The following is a 20,967-nucleotide window of genomic DNA, read 5'->3' as shown; positions in this document are numbered from 1 at the left end:
TATTCGCATGCGCCGCGTCGTTATCACTGGTCTGGGCATCGTATCGTGCCTGGGCAATGACAAAGCTACTGTCACCGAAAACCTGCGCAACAGCCGTCCGGGTATCCGCTTCAACCCGGAATACAAGGAAATGGGGCTGCGTAGCCAGGTTTCCGGGTCCATCGACCTCAACCTCGAAGAACTGATCGACCGCAAGGTCTACCGCTTCGTCGGCCACGCGGCTGCCTACGCCTACCTGGCGATGCAGGACGCGATCAAGGACTCCGGCCTGACCGAAGAGCAGGTTTCCAACCCGCGTACCGGCCTGGTGGCCGGCTCCGGCGGCGCCTCGACCCTGAACCAGATGGAAGCGCTGGACACCCTGCGCGAGAAAGGCGTCAAGCGCGTCGGCCCGTACCGCGTCACCCGCACCATGGGCAGCACCGTGTCGGCATGCCTGGCGACCCCGTTCAAGATCAAGGGCCTGAATTACTCGATCTCGTCGGCTTGCGCCACTTCGGCACACTGCATCGGTACCGCTCTGGAGCAGATCCAGTGGGGCAAGCAGGACATCGTCTTCGCCGGTGGCGGTGAAGAAGAACACTGGAGCCAGTCGTTCCTGTTCGATGCCATGGGCGCCCTGTCGACCAAGCGCAACGAAACCCCGGAACAGGCCTCCCGTGCCTACGACAACGACCGTGACGGCTTCGTCATCGCTGGCGGTGGCGGCATGGTGGTGGTCGAGGAGCTGGAACACGCCCTGGCCCGCGGCGCCAAGATCTACGCCGAAATCGTCGGCTACGGTGCTACTTCCGACGGCTACGACATGGTTGCCCCGAGCGGCGAAGGTGCCATCCGCTGCATGCAGCAGGCACTGTCCACCGTCGACACTCCGATCGACTACCTGAACACCCACGGCACCTCGACCCCGGTCGGTGACGTTGCCGAGATGAAAGGCGTTCGCGCGGTGTTTGGCGACAAGGCACCGAAGATCAGCTCGACCAAGAGCCTGTCGGGCCACTCGCTGGGCGCCGCTGGCGTGCACGAGGCGATCTACTGCCTGCTGATGATGGAAAACAATTTCATCGCCGGCTCCGCCAACATCGACGAAGTGGACCCGGAGGTCGCCGACCTGCCGATCCTGCTCAAAACCGAAGAAAACGCCAAGATCGACACGGTCATGAGCAACAGCTTCGGCTTCGGCGGCACCAACGCCACCCTGGTGCTCAAGCGCTGGGAAGGCAAGTAACACCCTGCCGCTGTAAATGAAAACGCCCCGACTGGTTCGGGGCGTTTTTATTTGTGAAGCTTGGGCAGGATAGAGAGAAAATTATCCTTGGCTACCTTATTGGCCACCTGCTCCGGCAAGGCATCCAAAAACGGCCTGAACCCGTGCAACTGCTCCCCCAGGCTGCCAAATCGCCCCACCACATCCGATCCCAGCATAAACCGCTCAGGGTATTTCTCGACCAACGCCACCCACGCCTTGCGCGGCACACCCTTGTCATCCAGCAGATAGGGTTCCAGCACACTCCACGACAGATCGACATACAGGTTCGGGTAATCCTCCAGCAACCGCGTCAGCACTGACAGCAGAAAGTCCATCTGCGTTTGATGCCGGTGTATCTCCATGCTGCTGCCAGCGTGCGCCCAGATGAACCGCGTGTGCGGGTGATTGCGCAGCGGCTCTTCGATCTCCGCCAGGTACAGCGGGTTACGCTCGCGCTTTGACGTGATGTTGGAATGCAGCAGCACCGGCAGGTCGCGCTCGGCCGCCAAGTGGTAGATGCGCGTCATGGCTTCGTTGTTGGCGCGCGGGGTATCGCCACTGGTCAGCGCTGTCAGGTCATCGTGACGGGTGAATACCTCGCCAATGCCCTGCCACAGCCCCGGATACATATCGAGCATGCGCTCGATATGGCTGACAGCGTTCTTGTCCACCGGGTTGAAGCCAGTCAGGAAAGGGTGAAAGCGTTTGCGCTGCTCAACCGGCAACTGCTGCAGGGCGGCGGCCACGTAGGTGTCGGTGGCGCTATACCAATAGGCATCGGCGTCGTCACCGGCGTAATAGCGCGGGCGCTTGGGCTCATCTTCGTGCCATTTCTTGGCCACTGGTATGCCGGAAATCATCGACTGTTCAATGCCTGCGGCATCCATGGCCTTGAGCAACGCCGGCATGCCTTCGCTTTCCTGGAAGAAGTCGACATAGTGCAGGTGAGCATCGCTGTAGCGGTAGTCGCGCGCCAGTGCCACCTGGCAAAGCCAGCCAGACAACAACACGCAGGCCAGCGCTCGGGCAATCATGGGCTGCTTCCTTCTACAAGTGTGGAAACAGTAGACCGGCCGGCCACCGAGGCGGTTCAGCCGCAGCGGGCAAACCGCTATGCTTAAGGCAATGCCACTTCGCCTGGAGCCATCCCCATGAGCAGCCCCTTGATCATCCGCCCCCGCGCCGAATCGGTCGAAGGGCAGCCGATCCTGCGCCCGCTGCCATCGGCCCAGTGCCGTAGCGTCGGCCCATTCGTGTTTTTCGACCATATGCTGGAAACCGACTATGCCCCGGGGCATGGCATGGACATCCGCCAGCACCCGCACATCGGCCTGTCGACCCTGACCTATCTGTTCGAGGGGGCGATCCTGCACAAAGACAGCCTAGGCTCAGAGCAGCGGGTACTCCCCGGCGAGGTCAGCTGGATGACGGCTGGCAGCGGCGTGGCCCATGTCGAGCGTACACCCGCCGATGCCTTGGCCCACGGCTCGCGGCTGCACGGGTTGCAGGTTTGGCTGGCCTCGCCACGCGAACATGAGCAAGGGCCGGCAAGCTATAGCCACCACCCGGCAGCAAGCCTACCCGTCAGTGACAGCCTGGGGGTGCGTATCTGCATGATTGCCGGAAGCGGGTTCTGCCTGGCATCACCGGTGCCGGTGCTGTCCCCTACCCTTTATGCGCATGTTCGGATGCAGCCGGCGACTACCCTGCTGGTGCCGAATGAGCATGCGCAGCGGGCGCTGTATCTGCTCGATGGTGAGCTGTTGATGGATGAGGAAGATGTAGAGCCGTGCAGCCTGGTTGTGCTGCCAGAGGGCCAAGAGGTGACGCTGTATGCAGAGGGTGAATGCCAGCTGGTGCTGGTGGGTGGCGCACCACTGGATGGGCCGCGGAGGATGAACTGGAATTTCGTGGCCAGTGACCCGGAGCTGATCGAGCGGGCCCGAGCCCGGTGGGCTACCGGGGATTGGCCGGTGGTGCCGGGGGAAACCTCGCGAATTGAACTGCCTCGTTGATCGAGGCCAGCCTTTCGGCCCATTCGCGGGTAAACCCGCTCCCACAGAGGGCGGTGCATTCCCTGTGGGAGCGGGTTTACCCGCGAATGGGCTGCGAAGCAGCCCCGTGCAATCTTAGCGCTGGAACACTTCACTCAGCAGGTTATGCATCGAGCGGAACGCCCGCTCCGAGGTGCGACGGTCGTACTGCATCTTGCCGGGCACGTTAGCATTCGGGTCGGTAAACGAGTGCACCGCCCCACCATAGCTCAGCAACTGCCAATCGACTTTGGCAGCATTCATTTCATCTTCGAACGCTGGCAACTGCTCTTTCGGCACCAACGGGTCGGACGCACCATGCAACACCAGTACCGAACCCTTGATCTGCTTGGCGTCCTCAGGGTGCGGCGTGTCCAGCGTGCCGTGGAACGAGACCGCCGCGCGCAGGTCGGCACCGGTGCGCGCCAACTCCAGCGCACAGCAGCCACCGAAGCAGAAACCGAACGTGGCAACCATGCCAGGTTCCAGCACCGCTTTCGACTGCCCAAGCAGTTGCGCCAGCGCTTCCTGCATGCGCTTGCGAAGTTCGCCGCGATCGTTCTTCAACGGCATCATCGCTGCGCCAGCCTCGTCAGCGCTGGACGGGCGCACCAACCGCCCGTACAGGTCGGCAATCAGCACCACATAGCCCTTCTCGGCCACTTCCTTGGCAATGCGCTCGGCACCTTCACCAATGCCCATCCAGTTCGGTGCCATCACCAGGCCTGGGCGCCCCGGCGCGCCGGGCTCATAAACCAAGCGGCTTTCGTAGGTTTTGCCGGACAGGTGATAAACCAGCGGTTCGACGATTACTTTGCTCATCAAGCACTCCTTTGGCACTCGTCAAAAAAAAGCCCGCCGAAGCGGGCTTTCCTGTGCATCAACTCAAGCAGATAGCTCGACCAACAGCTTGTTCAAGCGACGAACGTAAGCCGCCGGGTCTTTCAGGCTATCACCGGCCGCCAGGGCCGCCTGATCGAACAGGATGTGCGACAGCTCGGCGAAGCGGTCTTCGCTTTGCTCGTTGTCCAGCTTCTCGATCAGCGGGTGGCCGGGGTTGAACTCGAAAATCGGCTTGGATTCCGGCACTTTCTGCCCGCTGGCCTCCAGGATCTGGCGCATCTGCAGGCCCAGGTCCTGTTCGCCAATGGCGAGGATCGCCGGCGAATCGGTCAGGCGGTGCGAAACGCGCACTTCGGCCACGCTGTCACCCAGCGCACCCTTCAGGCGCTCGACCAGGCCTTCTTTGTCCTTGGCGACTTCTTCCTGGGCCTTCTTGTCTTCTTCCGAATCCAGGTTGCCCAGGTCCAGGTCGCCACGGGCAACGTCAACGAACGCCTTGCCATCGAACTCGTTGAGGTAGCTCATCAGCCACTCATCGATACGGTCGGTGAGCAGCAGCACTTCGATGCCTTTCTTGCGGAAGACTTCCAGGTGCGGGCTGTTCTTGACCTGTGCGTACGACTCGCCGGTGAGGTAGTAGATCTTGTCCTGGCCTTCCTTGGCACGGGCCAGGTAGTCGGCCAGGGCAACGCTTTGCTCGCCGCTGTCGTCGTGAGTGGAGGCGAAGCGCAACAGACCGGCGATCTTCTCCTTGTTGGCGAAATCTTCGGCCGGGCCTTCCTTCAGCACCTGCCCGAAGTTCTTCCAGAAACCCTTGTACTGCTCGGGTTCGTTCTTCGCCAGCTTCTCCAGCATGTCCAGCACGCGTTTGGTCAGCGCGGTCTTCATCGACTCGATGATCGGGTCTTTCTGCAGGATTTCGCGGGACACGTTCAGCGACAGGTCGTTGGAGTCGACCACGCCTTTGATGAAGCGCAGATACAGGGGCAGGAACGATTCGGCCTGTTCCATGATGAACACACGCTGCACGTACAGCTTCAGGCCGCGGGACGCTTCGCGCTGATACAGGTCGAACGGTGCGCGGGCCGGCACGTACAGCAGCGAGTTGTATTCGAGCTTGCCTTCGACCTTGTTGTGGCTCCAGGCCAGCGGGTTTTCGAAGTCATGGCCGATGTGTTTGTAGAACTCCTGGTATTCCTCGTCCTTGATCTCGGTACGCGGACGGGTCCACAGGGCGCTGGCGCGGTTGACGGTTTCCCACTCTTCGGCTGGCTGCTCTTCGCCTTCGGCGCCAGCCTGCTCTTTCGGCAGCTGGATCGGCAGGGCGATGTGGTCGGAGTACTTCTTGACCACGTTGCGCAGGCGCCAGCCATCGGCAAACTCTTTCTCTTCCTGTTTCAGGTGCAGGACGATACGAGTGCCGCGCTGTGGCTTGTCGATCGTGGCGACTTCGAACTCACCCTCGCCTTTCGACGACCAGTGCACGCCTTCGGCGGCCGGCTGACCGGCACGACGGCTGTATACGTCGACTTTGTCGGCCACGATGAACGCGGAGTAGAAACCTACGCCGAACTGACCGATCAGGTGCGAGTCCTTCTTCTGGTCACCGGTGAGGTTTTTCATGAAGTCGGCGGTACCGGACTTGGCGATGGTACCCAGGTGGGCGATGACGTCTTCGCGGCTCATGCCGATGCCGTTGTCCTCAAGGGTCACGGTACCGGCTTCCTTGTCGAAGCTCAGGCGAATCTTCAGGTCGGCGTCACCTTCGAGCAGCTCCGGCTTGGCCAGGGCTTCGAAACGCAGCTTGTCAGCGGCGTCGGAGGCGTTGGAAATCAGTTCCCGCAGGAAGATTTCCTTGTTCGAGTACAGCGAATGAATCATGAGGTGCAGCAGTTGCTTCACCTCGGTCTGGAAGCCCAACGTTTCTTTTTGTGTTTCCACAGTCATGGTCTTCGAAACTCCGATCTGATGGCAGTGGCGCCTGGCGGCCGGTTTGGCCTGCGTTAATGGCGGATGTCATTCAGATGGGGGCTGCCCGGATGATTTCAAGGGCTTTTCCGGCTCGATCTTGAAATGCGCACGGGCGGTGGCAATTGGCTCTTCCCTCTCGCCCTGCCAGGCGGTGATGGCCACGTTGGTCACCCGGCGGCCCTGGCGCCACAGCTGGCACTGGGCGTAGGTATCGCGAAAATGCCCGGCGCGCAGGTAGTCGATGGAAAAATCGATGACCTTGGGAATACTCGCGCTTTCACTGTAGATCAGCAGGTACAGCGCGGCAGACAGCTCCATGAAACCCGCAATCACGCCACCATGGATAGCCGGCAGCAACGGGTTACCGATGTTGTCCGGGCTGGCTGGCAGGCGGAACAACAAGTCATCACCCTGTCGCTCGCACTCGATACCGATCAGCCCTGCATAGGGGATCAGCGCCAGCAATGGCCGGTAATCACCGACCGCGTGAGCGGCGTTGAGTTGCTGACGAACCGCGTACGGAATCATGCCCCGCCCTCCTTCAGGCTGTTGCCGAAACGGATACCGCCCTTGATCTCCGTGCCCAGGCGCATGAACGTACCCACCACCTGGCAGATCGGCTGGCCGGGGTCGTCCTGATAGGCAGTGCCACGGGTGAAGATCACGTCGCGGGTAACCCGGTAGCACTGGGCGTGACCGTAGATGTCCTTGCCGGCTTGGGCCGGGTGCATGTAGTCGATGCGCAGGTCCAGCGTCGGGCACACCTCAAAGCGCGGCAGCACGCACAGGGTGGCCATGCCGCAGGTAGTGTCCATCAGCGTGGTCAGTGCCCCGCCATGCACGGCACCGGTTTGCGGGTTGCCGACAATGGCCGGCGACCAAGGCAACACCAGGGTCATTCCATCACCATCGGCCTGGGCCACACGCATGTGCAGCAACTGGCAATGTTTAAGGGCCGAAAGAAAACGCTCGGCCATGGCCATCAAGGTTGAATCGCTCATTCGCTGTTTCCACCCGTACTGCCGCAGCGGCATAAAAATGTTAAAAAGTCTATATAGAACGAGGCGTTATATATCTGTAACCTTCGTGGAACTTATTCCGCGTAGTTGCACTCGAAGGAACAAGTCACTTATTCCACCAAGGAGAATCACCCCCATGCGTAAACCTTTTGCTTTTGCTCTGATGCTGGCCGCTGCCATGGGCCTGGCCGCTTGCGATAAAGCGAGCGAAGACAAAGCCCAGGACGCACAGCAACACGCCGAGCAAGCCCAGGAAAAAGCGGGCGAAGCTCAGGATAAAATGAACGAAGCCGCCAAGGAAAACGCTGAAGCCGCCAAAGATCAGGCTGAAGCCGAGCAGAAGGCTGCCGAAGAAGCCGCTCCGGCTACTCCGGCTCCGGAAGCCGCGCCAGCTGCTCCTGCGCCAGAAGCTACTCCGGCTGAACCCGCCAAGCAGTAATTGGCTAAAACAAAAAAACCCGACACTGTCGGGTTTTTTTGTATCTGCGCATTAAAGATTAAACGTTTCAGTTACCCGGCACTGTCATTTCCTTTGCCGGTTCGCCAGGTACACTTTCGGTGGGTGTGAACACCATCACATCCAGCACATCGGAATGGAACTCTCGGCGATAGAGAATCAATACCACCCCGACACTCATGGTCATGAACAACCATGGGCTGATAAACCAGCTCAACATGGCCATGCCGAAGTAATACGAACGCAGGCCCAGGTTGAACTGGTTGGCGGCAAGTGACAATACCCGTGCCGCCCTTGAAGCGAACGCCTTGCGTTCCAGTTCATTGACCAGCCGTTCCCCGATCATTGGCGCTGACCCCACCAGCACCGCTGCAAAGTTGTACTGGCGCATGCACCAGCTGAACGTGAAAAAGGCGTAGACGAAAACCGTGGCCAGGCACAGCAGCTTGATTTCCGACATGCCCTGAGAGGTCTGCTGCACCAGCGGCAGGTCAGCAAGCAGCGACAGCGCCCGGTCGGAGGCACCGAGCACGGTAAGGATGCCTGCGAGGATGATCAGCGTGCTTGAGGCAAAGAACGAGGCGTTGCGTTCAAGGTTGCCGATCACGCTGGCATCGGCGATACGGTTGTCGCGCAGCAGCATGCGGCGCATCCAGTCTTCGCGGTACAGGTGCAACACGCTGGCCAGGCACGCCGTGTCGCGGCCCTTCCAGATGGCATAGCGGGTATAGCCACCCCAGCACAGGGCAAACCATGCGATGGCCAGCAGGTTGTTGAGGTTGCTTTGGATGAAGTTCATGCAGGGTTCCCGAATGGGCCAGGTGCCTAGAGGATAGGGACCGGATTTCGACGCTGGCAAGCGGCAAAAGGCACACATCTGCCGTGATTTTTGTACTGCTCATGCTGGCCTCTTCGCGGGCACGCCCGCTCCCACAGGTACAGCGCCAACTCTGAACATTGCGCTTAACCTGTGGGAGCGGGCGCGCCCGCGAAGAGGCCGGAACAGGCAAACAAAAAGCCCCGCATCCTTTCGGATACGGGGCTTTCCGGTTTCCACCCTTGGCGAGCACCCTTCGGCTTGTGGCCGGTGCCGCCCTCAGGCTTCAAACTAGCGGGTCAGGCCAGCGCCTCGCGCGGCTTGCCGAGCATGCGATCGCACGCCACGGCGCCGACCAGGGTCACCACCGAAGGTACCAGCCAGGCCATGCCAGCGTCGCTCAACGGCAGGTGCGCCATGAAGTCCGGCAGCACGTGGGCGATGCTGCTGCCCTTGATTGCGTCGACCATGCCGAACAACAGCGACACCAGCATCACCGGCGCCAGGATACGGGCCGGCGAATTCCACAGGTCCTTCACGAAGCTCAGGCCGACCACCACGATGCAAGGCGGGTAGATGGCGGTAAGCACCGGGATCGAGAACATGATCAGCTTGGTCAACCCGAGGTTGGAGATCAGCAGCGAGGAGCCGGCCAGGATCACCACCAGTGCGCGATAGGACAACGGCAGGATCTGGCTGAAGTACTCGGCACAGGCGCAGGTCAGGCCTACCGCGGTTACCAGGCAAGCCAGTGCGATCAGCACGGCGAGGAAACCGCTGCCCAGCGAGCCGAAGGTATGCTGCACGTAGGCATGCAGTACCGCCGCACCGTTGGTGGCATCAGCCGCGATGTCATGGCTGGTGGCACCCAGACGGAACAGGCTGATATACACCAGGGCCAGGCCGACACCGGCGATCAGGCCAGCGATGATTGCATAGCGGGTGATCAGCTTCGGTGACTCGACACCGCGCGAGCGGATGGCGTTGACGATGACGATACCGAACACCAGAGCACCCAAGGTGTCCATGGTCAGGTAGCCATCGGAGAAGCCTTTGGAAAATGCAGCTGCGGCATAGGCCGGCTGTGCTTCGCCAATAGTCCCGGCCGGCAGTGCGAAGGCGGCAATGCCCAGCACAGCCAAGGCGATGATCTTCAACGGCGCCAGGAAACGGCCCACCGTGTCGAGCAGCTTGCCCGGGTACATAGAGACAGCCAGCACCACGGCGAAGTACACCAGACTGTAGATGAACAGCGCCAGCGGGCTTTCACCGGTCAGCGGTGCAACACCCACTTCGAACGATACAGTCGCCGTACGCGGGGTGGCGAACAGCGGGCCGACCGACAGGTAGCAGACAGCCGCCAGCAGGCCGCCGAAAAACTTGCCGATCGGGCTGCTCAGGGCATCCATGCCACCACCGACCTTGGCCAGAGCCACCACGGTGATGACCGGCAGGCCCACGGCGGTCACCAGAAAGCCCAGTGCTGCCATCCATACGTGCGGGCCAGACTGCAGACCGACGATAGGCGGGAAGATGATATTGCCTGCACCCACGAAAAGCGCAAACGTCATAAAGCCAAGCGCCAGGATATCCTGGCCTTTGAGAACTTTCATTTAAGGTAGTACCACACTGCTGAAATCGGGATTCGAGAAGGGATTTCCCTATGGGTGAGGGAAATGCTGCCCGGCTTGATAGGCCAGACCCGTTTAGCGTGTCGTTCCCTTTTGGGGAGCGGGCACAGAGTGGCGCGTAGATTAACCGTTTTACCCAACAAACGCACTGTTACAGTGCTGCTTGTCCGATGTGCGTACATGTTTGTCGTCTGGATATCTGTGCCAAGCGATAATTTATTGCCAATTAGCGTGAATGTCTGGTGGAAAAACCTGATCGGACCCATCGAATTTTCCACGTCGATAAAATACCCCGCGCAGAAACGACAAAGGCCACCCGAAGGTGGCCTCTGTGCGCGTGGGGGGTGTAGCAGTATTACTTCTTGGCTTCCCAGCCAGTCAGCTCGGCCAGGGCCTTGCCGATGTCAGCCAGGGAACGCACGGTTTTCACACCAGCGTCCTGCAGCGCGGCGAACTTCTCGTCCGCAGTGCCCTTGCCGCCGGAAATGATGGCGCCAGCGTGGCCCATGCGCTTGCCCGCAGGTGCGGTAACACCGGCGATGTACGAAACGACAGGCTTGGTGACGTGAGCCTTGATGTAGGCAGCAGCTTCTTCTTCAGCCGAACCGCCGATCTCACCGATCATGACGATCGCTTCGGTCTTCGGGTCTTCCTGGAACAGCTTCAGGATGTCGATGAAGTTGGAGCCCGGGATCGGGTCACCGCCGATGCCGACGCAGGTCGACTGGCCGAAGCCGGCGTCGGTGGTCTGCTTGACGGCTTCGTAAGTCAGGGTGCCGGAACGCGAAACGATACCGACCTTGCCTGGCAGGTGAATGTGACCTGGCATGATGCCGATCTTGCACTCGCCTGGGGTGATGACGCCTGGGCAGTTAGGGCCGATCAGGGTAACACCCAGCTCGTCGCACTTGACCTTGGCATCCAGCATGTCCAGGGTAGGAATGCCTTCGGTGATGCACACGATCAGCTTGATGCCGCCGAAGGCCGCTTCCAGGATCGAGTCTTTGCAGAAAGGAGCCGGAACGTAGATAACCGAAGCGTCAGCGCCGGTAGCTTCTACAGCTTCTTTCACAGTGTTGAACACTGGCAGGCCCAGGTGGGTGGTACCACCCTTGCCTGGGGTCACGCCGCCAACCATCTTGGTGCCGTAGGCGATGGCTTGTTCGGAGTGGAAAGTACCCTGCGAGCCGGTGAAGCCCTGGCAGATAACTTTGGTGTCTTTATTGATCAGGACGCTCATTACTTGCCCTCCGCAGCTTTTACAACTTGTTGAGCAGCGTCGGTCAGGCTGGTGGCCGCAATGATGTTCAAACCGCTTTCTGCCAGTACTTTAGCGCCCAGTTCGGCGTTGTTACCTTCAAGGCGAACAACAACCGGAACTTTAACGCCGACTTCTTTCACTGCACCGATGATGCCTTCGGCAATCATGTCGCAACGAACGATGCCGCCGAAGATGTTGACCAGAACGGCCGCGACATTGCTGTCGGACAGAATGATCTTGAACGCTTCGGTAACGCGTTCTTTGGTAGCACCGCCGCCAACGTCGAGGAAGTTGGCTGGCTTGCCGCCATGCAAGTTGACGATGTCCATGGTACCCATGGCCAGGCCGGCACCGTTGACCATGCAGCCGATGTTGCCTTCCAGGGCCACGTAGTTCAGCTCGAAGCTGGCAGCGTGGGCTTCACGAGGGTCGTCTTGCGACGGGTCGTGGAAGGTTTTCAGCTTAGGCTGACGGTACATGGCGTTTGCGTCGATGTTGATCTTCGCATCCAGGCAGTGCAGGTCGCCGTCGGCCTTGATGACCAGCGGGTTGACTTCCAGCAGGGCCAGGTCGTGTTCTTTGAACAGCTTGGCCAGGCCTACGAAAATCTTGGCGAACTGAGCAACTTGCTTGCCTTCCAGACCCAGCTGGAATGCCAGTTCACGACCCTGGAACGGCTGCGCGCCGACCAGTGGATCGATAGTAGCCTTGATGATCTTCTCAGGAGTGTCGTGAGCGACTTTCTCGATGTCCACGCCACCTTCGGTGGAAGCCATGAACACGATGCGGCGGCTCGAGCGATCGACTACAGCGCCCAGGTACAGCTCTTTGGCGATGTCAGTGCAGGATTCGACCAGGATCTTGGTCACTGGCTGACCGTTGGCGTCGGTCTGGTAGGTTACCAGGCGCTTGCCCAACCATTGCGCAGCGAACGCCTTGGCGTCTTCCTTGCTGCGAACCAGCTTGACGCCGCCCGCTTTACCGCGACCACCTGCGTGAACCTGGGCTTTTACAACCCACTCGGAACCGCCGATCTTGTCGCAAGCTTCTGCTGCAGCTTCAGGGGTATCGACTGCGAAACCCTTGGAAACTGGCAGGCCGTATTCAGCGAACAGCTGCTTACCCTGATACTCGTGAAGATTCATGCTTTTTACCGTCTTCGTTAGGTACTGCGCTTCGGCGCTGCGCCATTACTGGCGCCGCACCACCTGTGACCGTTGACCCCGGGTTTTCCCGTGTGATCCGGTCCGGCGGACGTTCCGCGGTGAGTCATGCACGCAAGACTCACGACGGGCTGCCCGCCGTGGTTTCTTATAATTAACGCTTCTTACGGTTGGCCACGTGAATGGCGCCGCCATTCACCGCCAGCGCTGCTTCATGCAACGCTTCGGACAGGGTTGGATGGCTGAAGACCATCATGCCCAGATCCTCGGCACTGGTGCCGAATTCCATTGCGATTGCACCCTGCTGCACCAGTTCGGCAGCCGATGGGCCAATCACGTGTACACCCAGGACGCGGTCGGTCTTGGCATCGGCGATGACCTTGACGAAACCACCGGTGTCGTTGGCAGCCATCGCACGGCCGCTGGCCGCGAACGGGAAGGTGCCTACGTTAACCTCAACACCCTCGGCCTTCAAGGACTGTTCGGTCTTGCCGACCCATGCAATTTCCGGGTGGGTGTAGATAACCGACGGGATCAGGTCGTAGTTCATCTGGGCCTTGTGGCCCTTGATGCGCTCGACAACCATGATGCCCTCTTCCGAGGCCTTGTGGGCCAGCATCATGCCGCGTACCACGTCACCGATGGCGAATACGCCTGGAACGCTGGTGGCGCAGTGATCGTCAACGAAGATGTAGCCACGCTCGTCGATGGTCACGCCGCTGTCGGCAGCCAGCAACTCGGTGGTTACCGGACGACGGCCGACCGCTACGATCAGCTTGTCGAAGGTGATTTTCTGCTCGCCATTGGCATCGGTGTAAGTCACTTCGACTTCGTTGCCATTGACTTGCGAGCCGGTCACGCGAGCGCCCAGCTTGATGTCCAGACCTTGCTTGGTCAGCGTTTTCTGAGCTTCTTTGGCAACTGCAGTGTCAGCAGCCATCAGGAAGGTGTCCAGGGCTTCCAGGACAGTCACCTGGGCACCCAGGCGCGACCATACCGAACCGAGTTCCAGGCCGATGACGCCGGCGCCGATAACACCCAGACGCTGTGGTACGGTCTGGAATTCCAGGGCGCCGGTGGAGTCGACGATGACGTTCTGGTCGACCGGAGCCGGCGGAATGTCGATCGGGCGCGAGCCGGAAGCCAGAATCACGTTGTCGGCTTCGATGACTTCGGTGGTGCCGTCAGCCTTGGTGACTTCGACTTTCTTGCCAGCCAGCAGTTTGCCGTGGCCCTGGATCGAAGTAACGCCGTTGGCCTTGAACAGGGTGGCAACGCCGCCGGTCAGGTTTTTGACGATGCCAGCCTTGCGGCCAACCATCGCAGCGACGTCCATCTTCACTTCGCCAGTGGAGATACCGTGGACGTTGAAGCTCTCTTTGGCTTCCTTGTATTTCCAGGAGCTGTCCAGCAGCGCCTTGGAAGGAATGCAACCTACGTTCAGGCAGGTGCCGCCCAGGGCCAGTTTGCCCTCGGCGTCAGTGTATTTCTCGATACAGGCAGTCTTCAGACCAAGCTGGGCAGCCTTGATGGCAGCCACATAGCCGCCAGGACCTGCACCAATCACCACTACGTCGAATTTCTGGGTCATAAAAGATTCCTTATCAGCTACAAGCTACAAGCCGCGTACCAGGCGGCCACGCTTCTTTCGAAGACAGGCCGGCACGGTACGCAGCCAGAGGGTTAGATGTCCAGCAGCAGGCGAGACGGATCTTCCAGCAGGTTCTTGATGGTGACCAGGAAGGTTACGGCTTCCTTACCATCAATCAGGCGGTGATCGTACGACAGCGCCAAGTACATCATCGGGCGGATTACCACTTGGCCGTTGATGGCCATCGGACGCTGGATGATGTTGTGCATGCCGAGAATGGCAGCCTGCGGCGGGTTGACGATCGGGGTCGACATCATCGAACCGAAGGTACCACCGTTGGTGATGGTGAAGGTGCCGCCGGTCATTTCATCGATCGACAATTTGCCGTCACGGGCTTTCTTGCCGTAGGTGGCGATGCCGCCTTCGATTTCAGCCAGGCTCATCGACTCGGCGTTACGCAGTACCGGAACCACCAGGCCACGGTCGCTGGACACCGCAACACCGATGTCGGCATAGCCGTGGTAAACGATGTCGCTGCCGTCGATCGAGGCGTTGACGGCCGGGAAGCGCTTCAGCGCTTCGGTGGCTGCCTTGACGAAGAACGACATGAAGCCCAGGCGCACGCCATTGTGGGACTTCTCGAACAGGTCCTTGTACTTCGAACGCAGGGCCATGACTTCGGTCATGTCGACTTCGTTGAAGGTGGTCAGCATCGCCATGTTCGACTGGGCTTCGACCAGACGCTTGGCAACGGTGGCACGCACGCGGGTCATTGGCACGCGCTTCTCGGTGCGGTCGCCAGCGGCAACGACAACCGGGGCAGCAGCGGCAGCGGCAGGCTTGGCAGCCGGTGCAGCGGCAGGTGCCGACTTCTTGTTGGCAACAGCAGCAACCACGTCTTCCTTGGTGATGCGACCGCCTTTACCGGTACCGGCAACGGTAGCCAGGTCGATGCCGTTTTCTTCAGCCAGCTTGCGCGCAGCCGGGGCAGCAACCGGGTCGTCTTCACCAGCGTCAGCTGCAGCTGCAGCTGCAGCTGCAGCTGGAGCGCCAGCCGGGGCGGCGGCGGCAGGAGCGGCAGCAGCACCACCCTCAACGATCGAACCCAGCAGTTCGTCGGACAGGACGGTTTCGCCCTCGCCCTTGACGATCGCGCCCAGCACGCCGTCGGCGGTGGCCAGCACTTCCAGGACGACCTTGTCGGTCTCGATGTCGACGATCAGCTCGTCACGCTTGACGGCTTCGCCCGGCTGCTTGTGCCAGGTGGCAACGGTGCCATCGGCAACCGATTCCGGGAAGGTTGGGGCTTTGATCTCGATAGCCATTATCTGTGTTTCCTTAAATTCGGTTTCAGGTGCGCGAAGGCGTTAGACAGTGAAGGCGTCTTGCAGCAGTTTTTCCTGCTGTTCGGCGTGCTTCGAAGCGTAACCACAGGCTGGCGCGGCAGAAGCGTCGCGACCGGCGTATTCCAGGACCAGTGCCTTGTTGTGGCGGCCCAGGATACGGCGCATGTGGTGCTGGCTGCTGTACCAGGCGCCCTGGTTCATCGGTTCTTCCTGGCACCAGACGGCATGCTTGAGGTTGCTGTATTGCGCCAGGATTTCGACCAGGTCGTCCTCCGGGAACGGGTACAGCTGCTCGAGACGCAGGATGGCGATGTCTTCGCGGCCTTCGGCACGGCGTTTTTCCAGCAGGTCGTAGTAGACCTTGCCGCTGCACAGCACCAGGCGCTCGACCTTGGCCGGATCGATCGCGTCGATTTCCGGGATCACGGTCTGGAACGAGCCTTCTGCCAGGTCTTCCAGGGTCGAGACGGCCAGCTTGTGGCGCAGCAGCGACTTCGGCGTCAGGACCACCAGCGGCTTGCGCAGCGGGCGGATCACCTGGCGACGCAGCAGGTGGTAGATCTGTGCCGGGGTGGTCGGTACGCAGACCTGGATGTTGTGCTCGGCGCACAGCTGCAGGTAACGCTCCAGACGCGCGGAGGAGTGCTCCGGCCCCTGCCCTTCATAACCGTGTGGCAGCAGCATGGTCAGACCGCACAGGCGGCCCCACTTGTGCTCACCGCTGGTGATGAACTGGTCGATCACCACTTGCGCACCGTTGGCGAAGTCGCCGAACTGGGCTTCCCAGATCACCAGCGCGTTCGGCGTGGTGGTGGAGTAGCCATATTCGAAGGCCAGCACCGCTTCTTCGGACAGGAACGAATCGTACAGGTCGAAACGTGGCTGGCCCGGGAACAGGTTCTGCAACGGGATGTAGGTGCTGGCGTCCTTCTGGTTGTGCAACACCGCATGGCGGTGCGAGAAGGTGCCACGGCCGATGTCCTGGCCGGTCATGCGGATCGGGTGGCCTTCGAACTGCAGGGTGGCGTAGGCCATGGTCTCTGCATAACCCCAGTTGATCGGCAAGCCACCGGCCTGCATCTTCTGGCGATCTTCGTAGATCTTCGATACCTGGCGCTGAACCACGAAACCTTCCGGCAGCTCAAGCAGCTTGGCCGACAGGTCTTGCAGGGTCTTGAGGTCGAAACGGGTGTCGTGACGCGCGGTCCAGGCATGGCCCAGGTAGGGGCGCCAGTCGACGAACAGCTCGCGGTTCGGCTCCTTGACCAGGCTTTTAACCACGTGCAGGCCGTTGTCCAGCGCGTTGCGGTATTCGTCGATCTTGGCCTGAGCGCGTTCGGCATCGATACGACCTGCCTGAATCAGTGCCTCGGCATACAGCTCACGGGTGGTGCGCTGCTTGGCGATCTGCTGATACATCAGCGGCTGGGTGCCGTTTGGCTCGTCGGCCTCGTTGTGGCCGCGACGACGGTAGCAGACCAGGTCGACAACCACATCACGCTTGAACTGCATGCGGTAATCGATGGCCAGCTGGGTGACGAACAGCACGGCTTCCGGGTCATCACCGTTCACGTGCAGGATCGGCGCCTGGATCATCTTGGCAACGTCGGTGGCGTACTCGGTAGAGCGCGCGTCCAACGGGTTGCTGATGGTGAAACCGACCTGGTTGTTGATCACGATGTGCACGGTGCCGCCGGTCTTGAAACCGCGGGTCTGCGACATCTGGAAGGTTTCCAGCACCACGCCCTGGCCGGCGAATGCTGCGTCGCCGTGGATCGAAATCGGCAGCACTTTGTCGCCAACGGTGTCGTTGCGGCGGTCCTGACGGGCGCGCACCGAACCTTCGACCACAGGCGAAACGATTTCCAGGTGGGACGGGTTGAACGCCATGGCCAGGTGAACTTCGCCACCGGTGGTCATCACGTTCGAAGAGAAGCCCTGGTGATACTTCACGTCACCGGAGCCCAGCTCGTTCATCTTCTTGCCTTCGAACTCGTCGAACAGCTCGCGCGGGTTCTTGCCGAAGGTGTTCACCAGCACGTTCAGGCGACCACGGTGGGCCATGCCGATGACAACTTCCTTGGTGCCGTAAGAGCCGGAACGCTGGATCATTTCATCCAGCATCGGGATCAGGCTCTCGCCGCCCTCCAGGCCGAAACGCTTGGTGCCCGGGTACTTGGTGCCCAGGTACTTTTCCAGGCCCTCACCGGCCGTTACGCGCTCAAGCAGGTGGGCCTGCACGTCAGCGGAAAACTCCGGACGGCCGCGCACGCTTTCCAGGCGCTGCTGGAACCAGCTGCGCTGCTCGGAATCGACGATGTGGGTGAATTCGGCGCCAATGGTGCGACAATATGTCTTCTGGAGTGCATCGAAGATGTCGCGTAGGCTCGCCTCCTCTTTGCCGATGAACAGGTCGCCGGCACGGAAGGTCGTATCAAGATCGGCATTGGTCAAGCCGTAGTGATTGATCGACAGGTCTACGGGCGCAGGGCGCTGCCACAACCCCAACGGGTCGAGCTTGGCAGCCTGATGGCCGCGCATACGATAGGCCTGGATCAGTCGCAGAACTTCAACCTGCTTCTTCTCGTGTTCACTGCTCACGCTCCCGGCGGAAACCGGTTGGGCGCGGCGCTGGTTCTTTGCCAGCAATACGAAATGGTCGCGGATTGTCGAGTGCGATACATCAGTAGCGGTGCTGCCGTCGGCTGGCAACTTCTGGAAGTAAGTGCGCCACTCTTCTGGCACAGCGTTAGGGTCGTGCAGGTAGAGCTCGTAGAGCTCTTCCACATATGCAGCGTTACCACCTGAAAGGTGGGCGCTATCCCACATGCGCTGCATCACGCTTTCTTGCATGCTTGGTCACCCTCGATTAGGGGACTGATCGGCGAGAGCCACAGCAAACCTGGAAAAGTCCGAATAAAGCGACTGAACCACGCCACTTGGATCCTGCTGATTTTCCGGGTACCAGCCCGGAAAGCCCCTGCTGGTCTCATATCTTCATAGGTATGAACGCGGGCTTTGTGGGCCCTTGTTCGGGTTTACCTCAGTGCGGGCTCTCCACCCGCACCTCGGCTTACTGCAGGTACAACACTTTGTATCAGGTACCGCTTTGCAGCAGCATGTTACGTACGTGACCGATTGCCTTGGTCGGATTCAGACCTTTCGGGCAAACGTTTACGCAGTTCATGATCCCGCGGCAGCGGAATACACTGAACGGGTCATCCAGGGACGCCAGGCGCTCCTGAGTCTTGGTGTCACGGCTGTCGGCCAGGAAGCGGTAGGCCTGCAGCAGTGCGGCGGGGCCCAGGAACTTGTCCGGGTTCCACCAGAACGACGGGCAGGAAGTCGAGCAGCAAGCGCACAGGATGCACTCGTACAGGCCGTCCAGCTTGTCACGTTCTTCAGGCGACTGCAGACGCTCGATGGCCGGGGCCGGCGTGTCGTTCTGCAGGAATGGCTTCACCTTCTCGTACTGCTTGTAGAAGATGCTCATGTCGACGACCAGGTCACGAATGACCGGCAAGCCTGGCAGCGGGCGCAGAACCAGCTTGCCCTTTTTGACCACACCCGACAGCGGGGTGATGCAGGCCAGCCCGTTCTTGCCGTTCATGTTCATGCCATCGGAACCGCACACGCCTTCACGGCACGAGCGACGGTACGAGAAACCCTCGTCCTTTTCCTTGATCAGCGCCAATACATCGAGAACCATCAGGTCCTTGCCGCCGGTATCGACGTCGAACGACTCCATCTTGGGCGCCGAGTCGGTGTCGGGGTTGTAACGATAAACTTCGACTTTCAACATAGCAGCCACCCTTAGTAAGTCCGGATTTTTGGCTCGAAGGCCGGTACGGTCTTCGGCGCAAAGTTGACGCCGCGCTTGGCAACGCGCTTCACACCCGGGTAGTACAGGGTGTGGCACAGCCAGTTTTCGTCGTCACGGTCTTCGAAGTCTTCACGGGCGTGAGCGCCGCGGGACTCTTTACGGGCTTCGGCCGCGATGGCGGTAGCTTCGGCAACTTCCAGCAGGTTCTGCAGCTCCAGCGCTTCGATACGCGCGGTGTTGAAGGCCTGGGACTTGTCGTTGATCTTGACATTGGCGATGCGGTCACGCAGGCCGGCCAGCTGCTCGATACCCTTCTGCATGTATTCGCCAGTACGGAATACACCGAAGTAGTTCTGCATGCAGCTTTGCAGTTCGCGCTTGAGGCTGGCAACGTCTTCGCCAGTGGAGCGCTCGTTGAGCTTGTTCAGGCGGTTCAGGGCAACATCGATGTCGGTGTCGCTGGCGTCGAGGTGCTCGATGCCGTCGCTCAGCGCCTTCTCCAGGTGCAGGCCGGCAGCACGGCCGAACACCACCAGGTCGAGCAGCGAGTTGCCGCCCAGGCGGTTGGCACCGTGAACCGATACGCACGCCACTTCACCTACGGCGAACAGGCCAGGGATGATGTGATCCTTGCCTTCTTCGTCCATGGTGATGGCCTGGCCATGAATGTTGGTGGCAACGCCACCCATCATGTAGTGGCAGGTCGGAACGACCGGCACCGGCGCGACGACCGGGTCGACGTGGGCGAAGGTCTTGGACAGTTCGCAGATACCTGGCAGGCGGCTGTGCAGCACTTCCTCACCCAGGTGGTCCAGCTTCAGCAGTACGTGGTCCTTGTTCGGGCCCACGCCGTTGCCGGCGATGATTTCCTTGACCATGGAACGGGCAACCACGTCGCGGCCGGCCAGGTCTTTCGCGTTCGGCGCGTAACGCTCCATGAAGCGCTCGCCGTGGGCGTTGATCAGGTAACCACCTTCGCCACGGCAACCTTCAGTGACCAGTACACCGGCGCCGGCGATGCCGGTCGGGTGGAACTGCCACATCTCGATGTCCTGCACCGGCACACCGGCACGCAGGGCCATGCCGATACCGTCACCGGTATTGATCAGGGCGTTGGTGGTAGAGGAGTAGATACGCCCCGCACCGCCAGTGGCCAGAACGGTAGCCTTGGCCTTGATGTACATGGTTTCGCCGGTTTCGATGCAGATCGCGATCACACCGACAAAGGCGCCGTCCTGGTTTTTCACCAGGTCAACGGCGTAGTACTCGTTGAGGAAGGTGGTACCGGCCTTCAGGTTGCCTTGGTACAGGGTGTGCAGCAGCGCGTGACCGGTACGGTCGGAAGCGGCACAGGTACGGGCGGCCTGGCCACCCTTGCCGAAGTCCTTGGACTGGCCACCGAACGGACGCTGATAGATGCGGCCGGTTTCGGTACGCGAGAACGGCAGGCCCATGTGGTCCAGCTCGAAGACCGCAGCCGGGCCTTCCTGACACATGTATTCGATAGCGTCCTGGTCACCGATGTAGTCGGAACCCTTGACGGTATCGTACATGTGCCAACGCCAGTCGTCGTTCGGGTCGGCCGAAGCGATGGCGCAGGTGATGCCGCCCTGGGCGGATACAGTGTGCGAGCGGGTCGGGAAGACCTTGGTGACTACGGCAGTCTTGTGGCCGCCTTGAGCCAGTTGCAGCGCAGCACGCATGCCTGCGCCGCCGCCACCGATGATGATGGCGTCGAAAGAAATGGTTGGAATGCTAGCCAT

Annotated in this window: 17 protein-coding genes; 3 read left to right on the top strand and 14 right to left on the bottom strand. The window is 60.6% G+C overall.

Going from position 1 to position 20,967, the window contains the following annotated elements:
- The first annotated feature begins 7 nt into the window (after positions 1 to 7).
- Positions 8 to 1,228 (top strand): beta-ketoacyl-ACP synthase I, encoded by a 1,221-nt coding sequence (fabB, locus tag P0Y58_10895; GenBank protein WEK32668.1) that lies wholly within the window; start codon positions 8 to 10, stop codon positions 1,226 to 1,228.
- A gap of 47 nt (positions 1,229 to 1,275) precedes the next feature.
- Here fabB and P0Y58_10890 read toward each other — a convergent pair whose 3' ends face one another.
- On the bottom strand, positions 1,276 to 2,283 hold the full coding sequence (locus tag P0Y58_10890; protein ID WEK32667.1) for an amidohydrolase family protein: 1,008 nt from the start codon (positions 2,281 to 2,283) through the stop codon (positions 1,276 to 1,278).
- 117 nt (positions 2,284 to 2,400) lie between these two features.
- Between P0Y58_10890 and P0Y58_10885 the strand changes: the two genes are divergently transcribed.
- Positions 2,401 to 3,264 (top strand): pirin family protein, encoded by an 864-nt coding sequence (locus P0Y58_10885; GenBank protein WEK32666.1) that lies wholly within the window; start codon positions 2,401 to 2,403, stop codon positions 3,262 to 3,264.
- 114 nt (positions 3,265 to 3,378) lie between these two features.
- On the opposite strand, the gene P0Y58_10880 is transcribed toward P0Y58_10885, so the two are convergent.
- The 4 genes from P0Y58_10880 to P0Y58_10865 all read right to left on the bottom strand — a co-directional run bounded on the left by P0Y58_10880 (position 3,379) and on the right by P0Y58_10865 (position 7,097).
- The gene (locus P0Y58_10880; GenBank protein WEK32665.1) at positions 3,379 to 4,104 is read right to left on the bottom strand and encodes a dienelactone hydrolase family protein; all 726 of its coding nucleotides are present in this window, start codon (positions 4,102 to 4,104) and stop codon (positions 3,379 to 3,381) included.
- A 63-nt stretch (positions 4,105 to 4,167) separates the two neighbouring features.
- Positions 4,168 to 6,072: a molecular chaperone HtpG gene (htpG, locus tag P0Y58_10875; GenBank protein ID WEK32664.1), complete on the bottom strand. Its 1,905-nt coding sequence runs from the start codon at positions 6,070 to 6,072 to the stop codon at positions 4,168 to 4,170.
- 69 nt (positions 6,073 to 6,141) lie between these two features.
- On the bottom strand, positions 6,142 to 6,624 hold the full coding sequence (locus P0Y58_10870) for a PaaI family thioesterase (protein WEK32663.1): 483 nt from the start codon (positions 6,622 to 6,624) through the stop codon (positions 6,142 to 6,144).
- Complete coding sequence (locus P0Y58_10865) at positions 6,621 to 7,097, bottom strand: PaaI family thioesterase (GenBank protein WEK32662.1); 477 nt, start codon at positions 7,095 to 7,097, stop codon at positions 6,621 to 6,623. The genes P0Y58_10870 and P0Y58_10865 overlap by 4 nt, the downstream gene beginning before the upstream one ends.
- Positions 7,098 to 7,251: 154 nt before the next feature.
- Between P0Y58_10865 and P0Y58_10860 the strand changes: the two genes are divergently transcribed.
- Positions 7,252 to 7,554 carry a hypothetical protein gene (locus P0Y58_10860; GenBank protein ID WEK33311.1) on the top strand — a complete coding sequence of 101 codons (303 nt, stop codon included), beginning with the start codon at positions 7,252 to 7,254 and terminating at the stop codon, positions 7,552 to 7,554.
- A 67-nt stretch (positions 7,555 to 7,621) separates the two neighbouring features.
- Here the strand turns inward: P0Y58_10860 and P0Y58_10855 are convergent, their stop codons facing one another.
- The 9 genes from P0Y58_10855 to sdhA all read right to left on the bottom strand — a co-directional run bounded on the left by P0Y58_10855 (position 7,622) and on the right by sdhA (position 20,967).
- A complete protein-coding gene (locus tag P0Y58_10855; GenBank protein ID WEK32661.1) occupies positions 7,622 to 8,371 on the bottom strand; it encodes a DUF599 family protein in 750 nt (249 codons plus the stop codon).
- Positions 8,372 to 8,688: 317 nt separating this feature from the next.
- The gene (brnQ, locus tag P0Y58_10850) at positions 8,689 to 10,002 is read right to left on the bottom strand and encodes a branched-chain amino acid transport system II carrier protein (protein ID WEK32660.1); all 1,314 of its coding nucleotides are present in this window, start codon (positions 10,000 to 10,002) and stop codon (positions 8,689 to 8,691) included.
- 373 nt (positions 10,003 to 10,375) lie between these two features.
- Positions 10,376 to 11,260, bottom strand: coding sequence for a succinate--CoA ligase subunit alpha (gene sucD / locus P0Y58_10845; GenBank protein ID WEK32659.1), 885 nt, complete (start codon positions 11,258 to 11,260; stop codon positions 10,376 to 10,378).
- On the bottom strand, positions 11,260 to 12,426 hold the full coding sequence (gene sucC / locus P0Y58_10840) for an ADP-forming succinate--CoA ligase subunit beta (protein WEK32658.1): 1,167 nt from the start codon (positions 12,424 to 12,426) through the stop codon (positions 11,260 to 11,262). The genes sucD and sucC overlap by 1 nt, the downstream gene beginning before the upstream one ends.
- A gap of 172 nt (positions 12,427 to 12,598) precedes the next feature.
- Entirely contained in the window at positions 12,599 to 14,035 is a 1,437-nt protein-coding gene (lpdA, locus tag P0Y58_10835) for a dihydrolipoyl dehydrogenase (protein ID WEK32657.1), read from the bottom strand.
- A gap of 92 nt (positions 14,036 to 14,127) precedes the next feature.
- Positions 14,128 to 15,360 carry a 2-oxoglutarate dehydrogenase complex dihydrolipoyllysine-residue succinyltransferase gene (gene odhB / locus P0Y58_10830; protein WEK32656.1) on the bottom strand — a complete coding sequence of 411 codons (1,233 nt, stop codon included), beginning with the start codon at positions 15,358 to 15,360 and terminating at the stop codon, positions 14,128 to 14,130.
- 42 nt (positions 15,361 to 15,402) lie between these two features.
- Entirely contained in the window at positions 15,403 to 18,234 is a 2,832-nt protein-coding gene (locus P0Y58_10825; protein ID WEK32655.1) for a 2-oxoglutarate dehydrogenase E1 component, read from the bottom strand.
- A gap of 244 nt (positions 18,235 to 18,478) precedes the next feature.
- Entirely contained in the window at positions 18,479 to 19,183 is a 705-nt protein-coding gene (locus tag P0Y58_10820; GenBank protein ID WEK32654.1) for a succinate dehydrogenase iron-sulfur subunit, read from the bottom strand.
- An 11-nt stretch (positions 19,184 to 19,194) separates the two neighbouring features.
- A complete protein-coding gene (gene sdhA, locus P0Y58_10815) occupies positions 19,195 to 20,967 on the bottom strand; it encodes a succinate dehydrogenase flavoprotein subunit (protein ID WEK32653.1) in 1,773 nt (590 codons plus the stop codon).

This window comes from Candidatus Pseudomonas phytovorans, assembly GCA_029202525.1.
In the GTDB taxonomy this organism is placed as follows: Bacteria; Pseudomonadota; Gammaproteobacteria; order Pseudomonadales; family Pseudomonadaceae; genus Aquipseudomonas; species Aquipseudomonas phytovorans.
This window is presented reverse-complemented; position numbering and strand designations above follow the sequence as displayed.

Excerpts from the sequence above, each read along its gene's own strand:
- sdhA (WEK32653.1), bottom strand. The coding sequence starts at position 20,967 with ATGGCTAGCATTCCAACCATTTCTTTCGACGCCATCATCATCGGTGGC.
- brnQ (WEK32660.1), bottom strand. The coding sequence starts at position 10,002 with ATGAAAGTTCTCAAAGGCCAGGATATCCTGGCGCTTGGCTTTATGACG.
- P0Y58_10880 (WEK32665.1), bottom strand. The coding sequence starts at position 4,104 with ATGAGCAAAGTAATCGTCGAACCGCTGGTTTATCACCTGTCCGGCAAA.
- sucD (WEK32659.1), bottom strand. The coding sequence starts at position 11,260 with ATGAGCGTCCTGATCAATAAAGACACCAAAGTTATCTGCCAGGGCTTC.
- sucC (WEK32658.1), bottom strand. The coding sequence starts at position 12,426 with ATGAATCTTCACGAGTATCAGGGTAAGCAGCTGTTCGCTGAATACGGC.
- lpdA (WEK32657.1), bottom strand. The coding sequence starts at position 14,035 with ATGACCCAGAAATTCGACGTAGTGGTGATTGGTGCAGGTCCTGGCGGC.
- fabB (WEK32668.1), top strand. The coding sequence starts at position 8 with ATGCGCCGCGTCGTTATCACTGGTCTGGGCATCGTATCGTGCCTGGGC.
- P0Y58_10860 (WEK33311.1), top strand. The coding sequence starts at position 7,252 with ATGCGTAAACCTTTTGCTTTTGCTCTGATGCTGGCCGCTGCCATGGGC.
- htpG (WEK32664.1), bottom strand. The coding sequence starts at position 6,072 with ATGACTGTGGAAACACAAAAAGAAACGTTGGGCTTCCAGACCGAGGTG.
- P0Y58_10885 (WEK32666.1), top strand. The coding sequence starts at position 2,401 with ATGAGCAGCCCCTTGATCATCCGCCCCCGCGCCGAATCGGTCGAAGGG.
- odhB (WEK32656.1), bottom strand. The coding sequence starts at position 15,360 with ATGGCTATCGAGATCAAAGCCCCAACCTTCCCGGAATCGGTTGCCGAT.
- P0Y58_10870 (WEK32663.1), bottom strand. The coding sequence starts at position 6,624 with ATGATTCCGTACGCGGTTCGTCAGCAACTCAACGCCGCTCACGCGGTC.
- P0Y58_10855 (WEK32661.1), bottom strand. The coding sequence starts at position 8,371 with ATGAACTTCATCCAAAGCAACCTCAACAACCTGCTGGCCATCGCATGG.
- P0Y58_10890 (WEK32667.1), bottom strand. The coding sequence starts at position 2,283 with ATGATTGCCCGAGCGCTGGCCTGCGTGTTGTTGTCTGGCTGGCTTTGC.
- P0Y58_10865 (WEK32662.1), bottom strand. The coding sequence starts at position 7,097 with ATGAGCGATTCAACCTTGATGGCCATGGCCGAGCGTTTTCTTTCGGCC.
- P0Y58_10825 (WEK32655.1), bottom strand. The coding sequence starts at position 18,234 with ATGCAAGAAAGCGTGATGCAGCGCATGTGGGATAGCGCCCACCTTTCA.
- P0Y58_10820 (WEK32654.1), bottom strand. The coding sequence starts at position 19,183 with ATGTTGAAAGTCGAAGTTTATCGTTACAACCCCGACACCGACTCGGCG.